Source organism: Psychrobacillus mangrovi, assembly GCF_037104765.1.
Lineage (GTDB): Bacteria > Bacillota > Bacilli > Bacillales_A > Planococcaceae > Psychrobacillus > Psychrobacillus mangrovi.
In genome coordinates this window covers 1-12,184 of record NZ_JBAWSY010000002.1, presented here as the reverse complement: position 1 = coordinate 12,184, position 12,184 = coordinate 1, and the positions used below count along the sequence as shown (strand labels likewise).

General features: G+C 35.3%; 14 protein-coding genes. 13 read left to right on the top strand and 1 reads right to left on the bottom strand.

Going from position 1 to position 12,184, the window contains the following annotated elements:
* The first annotated feature begins 6 nt into the window (after window positions 1–6).
* The 9 genes from WAX74_RS03235 to WAX74_RS03195 all read left to right on the top strand — a co-directional run bounded on the left by WAX74_RS03235 (window position 7) and on the right by WAX74_RS03195 (window position 6,306).
* Complete coding sequence (locus tag WAX74_RS03235; RefSeq protein WP_336496227.1) at window positions 7–477, top strand: hypothetical protein; 471 nt, start codon at window positions 7–9, stop codon at window positions 475–477.
* 6 nt (window positions 478–483) lie between these two features.
* Window positions 484–792: a hypothetical protein gene (locus tag WAX74_RS03230; protein WP_336496226.1), complete on the top strand. Its 309-nt coding sequence runs from the start codon at window positions 484–486 to the stop codon at window positions 790–792.
* 169 nt (window positions 793–961) lie between these two features.
* Window positions 962–1,417 carry a DUF5085 family protein gene (locus tag WAX74_RS03225; protein ID WP_336496225.1) on the top strand — a complete coding sequence of 152 codons (456 nt, stop codon included), beginning with the start codon at window positions 962–964 and terminating at the stop codon, window positions 1,415–1,417.
* On the top strand, window positions 1,417–1,863 hold the full coding sequence (locus WAX74_RS03220; RefSeq protein WP_336496224.1) for a DUF5085 family protein: 447 nt from the start codon (window positions 1,417–1,419) through the stop codon (window positions 1,861–1,863). Before WAX74_RS03225 ends, WAX74_RS03220 begins: the two co-directional genes overlap by 1 nt.
* Window positions 1,864–1,976: 113 nt before the next feature.
* Window positions 1,977–3,428, top strand: a complete 1,452-nt coding sequence (locus tag WAX74_RS03215) for a ribonuclease YeeF family protein (protein ID WP_336496223.1) — start codon at window positions 1,977–1,979, stop codon at window positions 3,426–3,428.
* Window positions 3,429–3,549: 121 nt separating this feature from the next.
* Window positions 3,550–4,179 (top strand): hypothetical protein, encoded by a 630-nt coding sequence (locus WAX74_RS03210; protein ID WP_336496222.1) that lies wholly within the window; start codon window positions 3,550–3,552, stop codon window positions 4,177–4,179.
* The gene (locus WAX74_RS03205; protein WP_336496221.1) at window positions 4,176–4,982 is read left to right on the top strand and encodes a hypothetical protein; all 807 of its coding nucleotides are present in this window, start codon (window positions 4,176–4,178) and stop codon (window positions 4,980–4,982) included. Before WAX74_RS03210 ends, WAX74_RS03205 begins: the two co-directional genes overlap by 4 nt.
* A 78-nt stretch (window positions 4,983–5,060) precedes the next feature.
* Window positions 5,061–5,744 carry a hypothetical protein gene (locus WAX74_RS03200; RefSeq protein WP_336496220.1) on the top strand — a complete coding sequence of 228 codons (684 nt, stop codon included), beginning with the start codon at window positions 5,061–5,063 and terminating at the stop codon, window positions 5,742–5,744.
* A 115-nt stretch (window positions 5,745–5,859) separates the two neighbouring features.
* On the top strand, window positions 5,860–6,306 hold the full coding sequence (locus WAX74_RS03195; protein WP_336496219.1) for a HEAT repeat domain-containing protein: 447 nt from the start codon (window positions 5,860–5,862) through the stop codon (window positions 6,304–6,306).
* A 140-nt stretch (window positions 6,307–6,446) separates the two neighbouring features.
* On the opposite strand, the gene WAX74_RS03190 is transcribed toward WAX74_RS03195, so the two are convergent.
* Entirely contained in the window at window positions 6,447–7,175 is a 729-nt protein-coding gene (locus WAX74_RS03190) for an IclR family transcriptional regulator (protein WP_336496218.1), read from the bottom strand.
* Window positions 7,176–7,310: 135 nt separating this feature from the next.
* Here WAX74_RS03190 and WAX74_RS03185 point away from each other — a divergent pair, with 135 nt between their 5' ends.
* Genes WAX74_RS03185 through WAX74_RS03170 form a run of 4 tightly spaced genes read left to right on the top strand, consistent with a single transcriptional unit; the run spans window position 7,311 to window position 12,055 of the window.
* Window positions 7,311–8,183, top strand: a complete 873-nt coding sequence (locus tag WAX74_RS03185) for a dimethylarginine dimethylaminohydrolase family protein (RefSeq protein ID WP_336496217.1) — start codon at window positions 7,311–7,313, stop codon at window positions 8,181–8,183.
* A 15-nt stretch (window positions 8,184–8,198) separates the two neighbouring features.
* Window positions 8,199–8,966 carry a dimethylarginine dimethylaminohydrolase family protein gene (locus WAX74_RS03180; protein WP_336496216.1) on the top strand — a complete coding sequence of 256 codons (768 nt, stop codon included), beginning with the start codon at window positions 8,199–8,201 and terminating at the stop codon, window positions 8,964–8,966.
* A 31-nt stretch (window positions 8,967–8,997) separates the two neighbouring features.
* The gene (locus tag WAX74_RS03175; RefSeq protein WP_461787009.1) at window positions 8,998–10,410 is read left to right on the top strand and encodes an amino acid permease; all 1,413 of its coding nucleotides are present in this window, start codon (window positions 8,998–9,000) and stop codon (window positions 10,408–10,410) included.
* A gap of 46 nt (window positions 10,411–10,456) precedes the next feature.
* Window positions 10,457–12,055 carry a M20/M25/M40 family metallo-hydrolase gene (locus tag WAX74_RS03170; protein WP_336496215.1) on the top strand — a complete coding sequence of 533 codons (1,599 nt, stop codon included), beginning with the start codon at window positions 10,457–10,459 and terminating at the stop codon, window positions 12,053–12,055.
* The last annotated feature ends 129 nt before the right edge of the window (window positions 12,056–12,184 follow it).

Here is a 12,184-nt window from a genome sequence, read left to right as displayed (position 1 = left end):
ATATTAGTGTCACAAAACTTATTTTCCTTCACATTTTTTATAAGTGCATTATTTATTATTGGAAAAGAGTATGAAGGAATGACCGCAACTCCTAACTCTCTTCTAAACTTTACTTATATTTTATTATTATTAGGTTTTCTGGTTTTTATAGTTACATTTATTCGATTTTATATTTTGTTGAGAAAAGGGTATTACAGAAAAGGCTCCAAAAAAGATGAGTTGAGAAGTAAATGGGAGACCAAAAAATACATGCCTTTGGCCATTATAGGTGGGCTTGGAATTGTTTTTATAATCCAATATATTGCTAGAAGTTCTTCTGTTAATGATTTAAATGCAATGGTAGTAATCGTAATAGGAATTACTCTCTTTTTTGTCATGCTTTTTGTTTTACCAGAGCAACTGGTCATATTGTATTGTAAGTATCGTTTTAAAAGCTTTAATTTTAATGAACGTGGATATCTATATGACAAGCAATAGATTGTAGTGAAATGCTTTTTAATGATTGGAACACTACAGGAGGAAGACTTTGAAGTACTTAGAGGACATATAGAATCCGGTAGACAAAGTCCTGGAAATTTAGCTTTTGCTCTAATTGCCGGTTTATTTTTGGCAAGCATTACTATATGGCCACCGATTCCACTATTTACCCATATAAGGATGAAATACTTACAGTGCATTTTGGATAACGTTTGTTTTAAAACTACTTCTAGGTTTCTAGCAATGACTTCTGAGGCTTTGGTATTGTTTTTATTATTCAATACATTGCTGGTAGGTCTGCAATTGATGATCTGAATAACAGTATCCTTATTGTCGGTGGAATTCTCACATTTTTTGTTATTCTTTTTATCCTACCAGAGCAACTTGTTATTTTGTAATGTAAGTTTCGATTCAAAAGCTTCAATTTTAATGAGCTCGGTTATTTACATAAAAGAGAATCTCTATAAGAAAGGGTGGATAAAGAATGGGCATCAAAATGTATTCATTAGTGTTTGACAATGTATTGACGTATGAGGTGGAGCAGAAGAAAGAAAATTGGCAAAACGGGATTTATGAGATAGAAGAATTTACGCTCAATAAAGATGTTTACAAAAACGGTCCTGTTTTATTTTCCTTTGATCCAAATCCAACAGATGAGAAGTTTGGACGTTTCACATACTATTTGCCAATAAGCAGTCCTGTAGTTTTAAGTGATGAGATGGATTTTAAATTTCAAGAATCATTAGTATTGGATAGAGCGTTATTACTACGCCAAGCAGACCAAGAAATAGATTTTTATGCTGCTTATGAAAAAGTGAAATCATATGCACGAGCTAATCAAATAGAAGTAGAAGATACATATTATTGCGTATTACTAGAAGTGTATGGTGAATTTATTATTGATTTGTATGTACCAATAAAAGGACAGGGTGATGAGTGATGATTGTTGAAAACCATCAAATTGCATACAGAAATGTTGCATCCAAACTCTATAACTTTTTACCAGAGGAAATCGATATAGCGCTGAAAGACTTCGATACGATTTTAACCGATCATGGTTTTCATCCAACAGGGCCAATATTCTTTACCATCATAAGCGATCCAACAGCAGAAGTAATGACAGCGGAAATATTCTTACCAATCGCAGAAAGCCGATTTTCTCTTCCAAAAGAAGAGGAAGTCAATTTCCGCAGTTACTTTTACGTCGATAACCTATTAAGCACAAGAATCATCGATGACTTTGATGCACAGTCTCAAGTGAAGTATTGGGAACTCTTCGATTATATGAAAGAGCACAACATGACTCAAAAAACCCCCGTATTTGTTCAATTCAAAAAAACCAACTCCAATCGAACCTATGCCGAAATGAGCTTAGGCGTACTCTAAGTAGGTGATGGTTACAAGAATGTTACTGGTGCCAGGCACCAGTAACATTCTTGTAACATTTACGAAATATATTGTCTAGTGATTATATATTAAAATTGTAGGATGGTGTATTCATGAAAATATTAAATGTTAGACCGTTTGATGAAGGGTTACAAAGGAATATACAAATGCTTTCGCGTTTAGAAGGGGAAATGCAAACAATACAAACCGCGGTTGATGGGCTTGTTGCTCTCCAAGATTCCTTGAAGGGTCAAGGTGGTGATGCCATTCGTTCATTTTATAATGATGCTCATTTACCTTTTCTACATTTTTTTCTAACTTTTAAAGAAGAGTTTGATCGGAAGCTTAAGCAAATGGGTGATGCGCTTTCTGCATTGGAATCTAATCCGAATGGATTTATTCGAGAAAGCTTTTTGGAGGGCGAAGTGGAAGAGGGGCTCACGGAGATTTCACAAGTCACTAGTAATTTGACAGAGGAATCAAATGCTATTATGGACCAAGTAGCGGATATTGTTGCTCTCCCACATATAGATGATAGTGGTGTTCAAGATGGAGTAACAAATGCTCGGAAAAAGCGAGATGATACAGTAACCGATTTACATGAGTTTGATAGTACGCAAACAAATGCTTTAGCTATAATCGAGGCTGCAATTTTAAACATGGAATTGTGGTTAACAGATATAGAGTACTTAATGTCAGAAGGACTAACTGATATTCAGTTTCCAAGTGAAGCTTGGAACTATGTACAGGATGCTACCCCTATTGGGAAGTTTTATAATCAACATCAAATTAATTTGCTTGCTACTGACCCACGAGTGAAAGAAAATGAAGTGGAAGTTTCCTCACCTAGTAATCCAGAAAAGAACCTTTGGGAAGGCATAATGACGACGGTTGGTTTGGACATTAATGATTGGGAGCAAAAGCCAATCAACGCTGCTGCCAATATGGTTGGATTTGCTTCTGCTGGCTATGAAGCGGGAAAAGATGCAAGGATTGCTGCTCTGGGGGGCGGTATTCAATTAAAATCTCGAACAACTGCACAAGGTGTAACAAAGCCTGTGTTAAAAATTAAGAAGCCACATCTATTTGGTGCAAATAAGAAAACCTATTCAGGAGCAGATGCAATTAATTATAAAAAATTATATAAAAGAGTAGACCCTATGACAAATGTCAGGGAAACATTCAAATTTGCTAATAATAAATTGGGATACATCAGCGTTTTCGCAACAGTTGGTGGAGACATAGTACATGGGGTTCAAAATAAGGAATCAGCTAGTCAAATTACCGGTAATGTAACTGGGGATGTTGCAGTTGCCGGTGCATCTATGGTTGTTTCGGCTTTGGCTGGTGCGAAAGCAGGAGCAGCTGCGGGTGTTTTTGGTGGACCTGTAGGTATAGTAGCGGGAGCGGCAGCTGGTCTACTTGCCGGTATAATTGTGACTACAGTATTAAGTGAAATCAAACCAATGGACGTAAATAATGATGGTAAAAATGATTCAATCGGAGATGCAATTAAAATTGGAACAACTGGTTTAATAAATGAGGTATCTTCGTGGTTTAAATAGATAGGAGAGATTCCAAATAAAAAAGAATAATATAGAAATTGACAAGGTTACATTGTCATACTTAAGATTTCAAACACCTAAAGAAAATAGAAATAATATTATTACGTTTTTTATTATTTTTATGTATTTTATAGGTATATATTCAACATTAGGTGAACCTTTTTCGTTATCATTTTTTATTGCAGCAATTGTACCGATAGCAATAATTCAATTATGGGCTATTATATATCTTATTGACCCTTATAAATATGAAAAATCATATTATTTATTTTTTGGAATCTATGGTGTCGTAAATACTTATGTATATTTTTTAGCTATTCAAAAGTTTTTATATTTTCATATGGGGGCAACAGGAAAAGTTCCTTTTATTATTGGAGTAATTTTATTTGTTGCTTTATTGGTAGGGATTAATTGGATGAACTGGAAAGCACTCTATAGCGGCACCTATCATAAATTACAACAAAAAAACAATATACCTGTTAGTTGGATCGCTATAAGTGGATTAGGATATATGTTAGCACAGATTATTTTATCATTTTTTCATGAGCAATCTGCTGTATATACTTTGTTGATTATCTGTATTTCTTTATTATCTCTCATGACTGCTTTTTTCTCTGTTAATATTCATAAGTATTTCTTTATTAGAAAGAACATGGACTTAGTAAAGAAAGTGTATCCTGAGTTTGGTTTACAGAAGAGTGAAAGAAATTTGAATGAAAAAAAACGGAAGAAAAAGAGGAAAAGTAGATGATTCCTACATTTACATTAAATGATATTTTCGTGATGATGCAGACATTGAATGCTAAAACATTGATTGGTTTTGCTGATCCTTTCCAATACCTTACTAAACAGGAAGTTGAAAAGGAATGGGAAAGAACTTATAAAAAGCTCCATAAGCTTAAACTTTTAGATTTCGTAGATGGAGAAGTTAAACTAGAAGAAGGGTTTGCCAATGCCCTCTGGATTATGTCTAGAACAAATATGGTCGTAGAGATTTTAAGAAATGCTGAAAGTAAAAGCTTATTTTATTTTGGTACTACAAATGTGGTCGAATGCTCGAGAAATGAAGATAATGCTTATACTCTTTATACTCATGGAACTCCAGATACTACCTGGAATGAAGTGATTTATCCACGCATGCTGATGGGAGTGGAAGGAAACAAAATTCAAACTAAAACAAATAACAAAATCATAATACCTACTAGGGAGTATCGTGAATGGGTGAAAAATGGAGAAATAATAAATGAGGAAAAACTAGTCTCCATTAATGAAAATCAGGATGTGGGAAAATTAGTAAATATTTTGAAACAATCTTTTCAAAATAGAATAAATAACAACCGGCTTATGATTTTTTATCGAGAAAACAATAAATGGACTATTGAGGGATTACATGTACTAACTTCTCCTAATCAAAATTGGACTTTCAAAATGATTCGTAAAAATGAAATGGAGCTCCTCGAGGGAAAACCAAGTACAAATATAGAAATAGTCGCCGGTATTTTGGATGTACTGAGAAGAGTAAAAGAGAAGAAGGAACCTGTGAAGAATTCATAAAGTATATTCTTCATTATAGATAATTTGTGTTGAGAGAAGGAGATTTCAATAGAAAGGAAAGTAATTGATAACATTACTTTGTCTTATTTAAGATTTCAAACACCTAAAGAAAATAAATCCAATATTATTTGCTTCTTTACTCTTTTTCTATACTTTATGGGATTACTTCCAATAATATCAGAACCATTTTCTTTCGCATATTTTTTAGCAGCGGCTATCCCAATTGCAATGCTCCAGGTTTGGTCGATTATCTATTTGATAAATCCTTTTAAGTATGAAAAATCGTATTATTTATTTTTTGGGATCTATGGAATAGTCAACACCTATATTATTTATTTGGTGATCCAAAAGATTTTATATTTACATATAGGAGTAAAAGGGTATTTGCCTTTTATAATGATTTGGGGAATGTTTGTTGCTATATTGGTAGCAATAAATTGGTTGAATCTGAAAGCTCTTTATACAGGAACTTATTATAAATTACAACAAATGAAGAGTATTTCTGTAGCATGGGTAGGGATCGGTGGAGCAGGATATATAATTGGACAAATTCTTTTATCAATATTCTATACCGAGTTTGCTACTTATATAATAATTATTTCATGTATATTCCTTTTGTCTATTTTAACTGCTTATTTCTCAACAAATATACATCGCTATTTTTTTATTTGTAGAAATTTAGACACCGTGAAGATAGTTGAGCCTAATTTTGGATTGCCGAAGAATGAAAGGAAATACAAGTATATATATCGCCAGATTTGATAGGAGTAGAAGAAATGATTTCTTCACATAATAGGAGAAATGCTTTCTGTAGTATATAATGAAGAAAGAAAGTTAGAATTAATTTCTACTGATTCAAAGAAGGAGTTTGGAGTATTTGAGTAAAAAAATAATAAAAAATGAGTTACCTGAGAATTATGAGGAGCTTAAAAAAGCAGCAAATAGAACTTCCAGCTGGAGAGCACGTTATGATGCTGTAGAGGAATTAGGGAAATATAATGCGAGTCAGGTTATTGATATACTAAACTCTAGATTAGCAAATGATCCCGTTTATAAAGTTCAAGAAGAGGCTTACCGTATTCTGTTAGAGTTTGGTGAAAACGTTGAGGTTCCAGAACGAAAAAAATTCGAAGTGATTAAAGGTGCTAATAAAGTATTCTTGCGAGTGAAGAAAAGTTTACCTGCTGACCATACATTTGAACAATTTCTAGATAAACTGAAAAGAATGCGTAATGACGTATACGACGCCTACGAAGGCGAAAAAGGTTTAGACTGGCTGAAAAATGAATGGGCTAACATTAACACAAAGAGTAATAACAAATAATCATAGAACGAGTGTTACAAGTATGTTACGGGTGCCTGGCACCAGTAACGTAGCTGTAACACTTATTTTTAATTACAACTGCACAAAGTGACAACTACAAAGAAATCCCAAAAGTCTATTAGATGACTTTTGGGATTTTTTTAATGGTTGGAAACTAATCGGTGGGAGATTCTTTTGCCAGCTTCCATTGCTTTGTTCGCTAGAATTTCGAGTCGTTCTTCAGTCAGGTTGAAGCTGACTACACCTATACTTATAGCCCCAATGACTTGTCCGAAGCTGTCTTTTATGGACACAGCAATGGAGGAAGTGCCTTCTGTTCTTTCTGAGTGGCTGGTTGCATAGCCTTGATATCTTATTTGTTCGAGTGATATAAGCATTTCAGTAACTTTATCTGTTGGTAGTAGCTGAGACAAGATACTTTCGGATTGTGAAGCAGGCATTGCGGCAAGCATCGCTTTGTTGGCAGCGCCGATGTTCATTGGTATGCGTAATCCCAACTGATCATAAATACGAATTGGATTGTTTTCGCTATCGATTCTTTCCACAATCATTGCTTCCGTACCAAGTGGCTTGCTTAGATATACACTTTCCTCTACTTCTTTAGACAACCATTCTATCTCTGGTCTAATTTTACTTACATCAAAGGAGTCATACACTTTCAGTCCGTATTCAAGCCAAACAATACCAAGTCGATACATTTTGGATTGTGCGTCTTGTTCAACTAAACCTTGTTTAATCATAGCCTGTAGTAGTCTGTGCATAGTACTAAGGGGAAGTTCGCATTCTTTAGAAAGGTCTGAAATGGACATCCCTTTTTCATGTGCTGCTAAAACGTTTGCTACGGTCATTGCTCGAATAATGGATTGCATAAAAAGCACCGCCTATTTATATGTTCGATAGTTTTCAAAATATATTGACATTGTAACATAGAGCAATTATATTTTAAATATAATCTTTCCGTTTAACGGAATTTGTTTCCACTCACAGGAAAAAGGAGGATAATAATGCACTATAATTCATCAATGTTTAAACCATTAGAACGTGTAATAGTAAAACATCCAAACGAAGCATTTATTAATCAAGCGCACTTGGCTGATCAATGGAAAGTGTTCAATTATATACAGGAGCCTGACTTTGAAGAAGCTGTACGAGAGTATAAAGGGTTTATTGAAATAGTAGAAAAACATGTAGCCAAAATAGATTATCTGCCAGCATCGGATAAAGTAGGTTTAGACTCTATTTACGCACACGATCCGGTAAAGTTTACGCCAGCTGGAGCAATTATTTTAAAGTCAGGAAAGAAATTAAGACAACCTGAAGCTGCTGTATATAAAGATTTTCTACAAGAAAAAGAGATTCCTATTATAGGAGAGTTAACAGGTGACGCGGTTTGTGATGGTGGAGATATCGTTTGGTTGGATGATAAAACATTAGTAGTTGGCCGCGGTTATCGTACAAATGAAGAAGCTATTCGCCAATTAAAAGAAATAACAGCACCATATGTAGATGATTTCATCATTGTCCAATTGGTGCATGATCAAGGAGTTGCTGAGTGTCTTCATCTTATGTCTTTTATTAGCATGGTCGATAAAGACTTGGCAGTTGTATATTCACCTTTAATGCCAGTATTTTTCCGTCAGTTATTAATAGAAAGAGGCATCCAATTAATAGAAGTATCTAAAGAGGAATATGACAATCTTGGCTGTAACGTGCTTGCTCTTGCCCCTCGAGTTTGTGTCCTAGTGGAAGGTAACGATAAGACAAAACAACAGTTATTGGATGCTGGAGCTACTGTTTATGAATATAAAGGACGAGAAATAAGCTTTTTAGGTACTGGTGGTCCAACATGTCTAACTAGTCCTGTTATTAGAAATTAAAAGGAGGAAATTAAAATGAGTATTTTTAAAAATGTAATTGCAAAGACACCGGGGAAGAGCTATGTAGGAGGTTTAACTACATCAGATTTAGGAACACCAGATTACGACAAATTGTTAGTGCAACATGAGGCATATGTAGAAGCTTTGAAAAAGTGTGGAGTGGAAGTAACCCTTCTTTCTCCAAGTGAAGAATTTCCTGACTCTACTTTCGTTGAAGATGCAGCAGTACTTACATCTGAATTTGCTGTTATTACAAATCCTGGGGCAGAGTCACGTAATGGAGAGATTGTGGAAATTGAAAGCGCTTTAAAAGATTTTTATGAGAAGTTTTATTATATCAAAGCACCTGGAACGCTTGATGGCGGAGATATTCTTCAAGCAGATAATAGCTTTTATATCGGAATTTCCGAACGTACAAATGAAGAAGGGGCTCGCCAATTAAAAGAGATTCTTGAAGGAGAAGGTTTTGAAGCTACAATTATACCTCTTAAAAAATTCTTCCATTTGAAAACAGGGATTGCTTACTTAGGAAACAACAAAATGGTTGTTGCAGGAGAATTTTTAGACCATCCTGCGTTTGATTCATATGAAAAGATCGTTATCAGCGCAGAAGATGAATACTCTGCAAACTGTATTCGTGTAAATGATTATGTCATTATTCCAAAGGGATATGAAGAGACAAAACGTCAAATTAATGAAGCAGGTTACGAAACAATTGAATTAGATATGTCCGAGGTTCGTAAGCAAGATGGTGGGCTTAGTTGTTTATCTTTAAGATTTTAAATAGATAAATAGGGGAAATGGGGAGATTATTGTGTCAAATATTGGGGATCAATCACAACTTAATCAATTAAATCGTTCTATGAAGAGTCGACATTTGTTTATGCTTTCACTTGGGGGTGTAATTGGAACTGGTCTATTTTTAAATGCAGGTTATACGATTAATCAAGCTGGTCCTGGGGGAGCCATTGTTGGTTACTTATTTGGTGGGTTAATTTTATATATGGTAATGACTTGTTTAGGTGAACTTGCAGTTTATATGCCGGTGACAGGTTCTTTCCAAACCTATGCAACTCGTTTTATTAGTCCTTCTGCAGGGTTTTCCCTTGGATGGATGTACTTTGTAGGCTCCGCAGCAACGGCGGGAGTAGAGTTTACCGCAGCTGGGATTCTCATGAAACACTGGTTCCCTGATGTACCAGTATGGATATGGTGTGCAATTTTTGTGGTTTTATTATTTGCACTCAATGCCTTAACGACAAAGGCGTTTGCTGAAGCAGAGTTTTGGTTTGCTGGTATTAAAGTGGTTGCAGTAGTTTTATTTATAATCATTGGATTGGGCGCAATTTTTGGCATAATTCCACTTGAAGATAGAGCAACACCAATGTTTACAAATCTGGTACCTACAGGATTATTCCCAGCAGGAATTGCTATCGTATTCGTGACAATGATGAATGTAATATTCTCTTATCAAGGTTCTGAGTTAGTTGGTATTGCCGCTGGTGAAACAGAGAATCCGGAAAAGAATATTCCGAAAGCGATACGAACAATTCTAATACGAATTGTTGTGTTTTATATAGCTTCTATTATCGTATTGTCTGCCATTTTCCCTGCAACAGAATTGGGCCTACTTGAAAGTCCATTTGTAACGTTAATGAATGTAGCTGGAATTCCTTTTGCGGGCGACATTATGAACTTTGTTATTTTAACAGCCATTCTGTCAGTAGGAAATTCTTGTTTGTATGCTTCCACACGTCTACTATGGTCTATGGCGAATGAAGGTATGGCACCAAAAATATTTGGGCGTTTATCTAAGCAAAAAGTGCCATTTAACGCACTTTTATTCACGATATTATTCTCGCTATTATCATTATTAACAAGTGTTATGGAAGCAGATACGGTGTTTGTATTACTAATGTCAATTGCGGGGATATCTGTTACTATTTCTTGGATGGGAATTGCAGCGTCTCAATTGATGTTCCGATATCGATATTTAAAAGATGGAGGAACTTTAGAGAGTTTAACTTTTAAAGCACCATTCTATCCTTTTGTCCCGATTTTTTGTATCGCTTTTTGTTTGATGATTCTCGTATTTTTAGCATTTGATCCAACACAACGAGTTGGGCTTTATTATGGTGTAGGCTTCTTTATAGCTTGTATGGTATTCTATAAAATAAGACTAGAAAAGAAAGATAAAAAGTCAAAAAAAATAATATTGTCACGGTGATAAAACAAGTACTAAACATAAGAACTTTTTGAAGGAGAAATTTGAAATGAACCAATTATTGTGGCAAACACCGGAAACACTTCGAGCTCTATTATGTGAACTCGTTAGTTGGGATAGTATAACGCTGACGGAAGGTGAGACAAAGTTTGCTCCGAAAGTGATAGATAAGTTGAAAGAATTAGATTATTTTAAAGAGCATCCGAGTCACTTACAGTTACATGATGCTGGTTTAGGAAGATATGCTGTAACTGCATTATATAAACATCCAGAGGCGACGGAAACTGTTGTACTTATCAGCCACTTTGACACGGTTCAAACAGAAGAGTATGGAGTTTTAGAACCACTTGCGTATTTTCCAGAGGAATTGACAAAAAAACTAATGGAAAATCCAGCTGATTTACCAGAGTCTGCTCGTGTTGATTTGGAAACAGGAAAGTATTTGTTTGGGCGTGGCACGATGGATATGAAAATGGGTTTAGCGCTTCATATGCAGCTTATTGAAAAAGCAAGTGTAGAACAATGGCCAATTAATCTTATTTTGACTACGGTTCCTGATGAGGAAGTGAACTCTGCGGGAATGCGTGCAGTGGTTCCACAGTTAGTGGGAATAAGAGAAGAATTTGATTTGACTTATAAACTATTTCTAAATAGTGAGCCGTGTTTTTCTCAAAATCCATTAGATATTGAAGAGTATATTTACTCTGGGACAATAGGAAAAATTATGCCTGCAGCTTTATTTTACGGAAAAGAGACACATGTTGGGGAGCCGATGAAAGGAATGACGGCAAACTTCATCGCATCGTATTTAACGCAGCGTATGGAGTACAATTCTTTATTCCGCGAGACGGACCTTGGAGAAAGCACTCCTCTTCCGGTTTCATTGCAACAAAAAGATTTAAAACTGTCTTATTCGACGCAAACTCCTTATCGTGCGGTTGCATTGTATAATGTGTTTTTATTAAAGCGTACGGCTTCTGAGGTTATGGATTTATTTGAACAAGTAGCTAATGAAGCGATGGACGCATTGAACGCAGACTACAAGGTAATTTGTGAACGCGAGCAAGTAAATGGAGTAGGGAAAGTGAAGGTACTTCGATATGAAGAACTTCTTGCTTATGCAAATAAAAAATTAGGCGCAGAAGAAGTAAATCGCTTAAAAGAGGATGCGCTTCAGAACGAGGAATGGGACGATCGTGAAAAATCACTTCGCATTGTCGACAACCTGATGATCCAGTGCCAAGAGCTAGCTCCTGCAACGGTCATTCTATTCACACCACCATATTATCCAGCGGTTAATACGTCTAATAACCAGTTAGTAAAAGATACAGTAGAGCTAATGAAAAAATCAGCATTATCGTTTAACAACAAAATTGAACAAATCCACTATTTCAATGGAATTTGTGATTTAAGCTATGTGAATTATGAAGATGATGGAAAAGGATGGACTTCCTTTGAAAGCAATACGCCTGTTTGGGGTGACACATACAGCATCCCATTTGAAGACATGGCTCAACTGAATGGACCAGTTTTGAATTTAGGTCCATTTGGAAAAGATGCACATCAAAAAACAGAGCGTCTACACGTCGATAGTGCATTCGTCGAGATGCCTGTCATGCTAGAAACACTCATAAAAAGTTTATATTAATAATCAAAATGACTCCATTTTTTTAAAATGAGAGTCATTTTTTTGTTTAGGGAACGTGTAAATGATGTAGAAGTTGGGAGTTGAGTATATTTAGAGGGATTGTTTGGATTGTTACAGGGTTGTTACTGG

Coding starts and splice junctions, on each gene's coding strand:
- WAX74_RS03225 (WP_336496225.1), top strand. CDS start 962: ATGGGCATCAAAATGTATTCATTAGTGTTTGACAATGTATTGACGTAT.
- WAX74_RS03220 (WP_336496224.1), top strand. CDS start 1,417: ATGATTGTTGAAAACCATCAAATTGCATACAGAAATGTTGCATCCAAA.
- WAX74_RS03215 (WP_336496223.1), top strand. CDS start 1,977: ATGAAAATATTAAATGTTAGACCGTTTGATGAAGGGTTACAAAGGAAT.
- WAX74_RS03210 (WP_336496222.1), top strand. CDS start 3,550: ATGTATTTTATAGGTATATATTCAACATTAGGTGAACCTTTTTCGTTA.
- WAX74_RS03205 (WP_336496221.1), top strand. CDS start 4,176: ATGATTCCTACATTTACATTAAATGATATTTTCGTGATGATGCAGACA.
- WAX74_RS03190 (WP_336496218.1), bottom strand. CDS start 7,175: ATGCAATCCATTATTCGAGCAATGACCGTAGCAAACGTTTTAGCAGCA.
- WAX74_RS03185 (WP_336496217.1), top strand. CDS start 7,311: ATGCACTATAATTCATCAATGTTTAAACCATTAGAACGTGTAATAGTA.
- WAX74_RS03180 (WP_336496216.1), top strand. CDS start 8,199: ATGAGTATTTTTAAAAATGTAATTGCAAAGACACCGGGGAAGAGCTAT.
- WAX74_RS03170 (WP_336496215.1), top strand. CDS start 10,457: ATGAACCAATTATTGTGGCAAACACCGGAAACACTTCGAGCTCTATTA.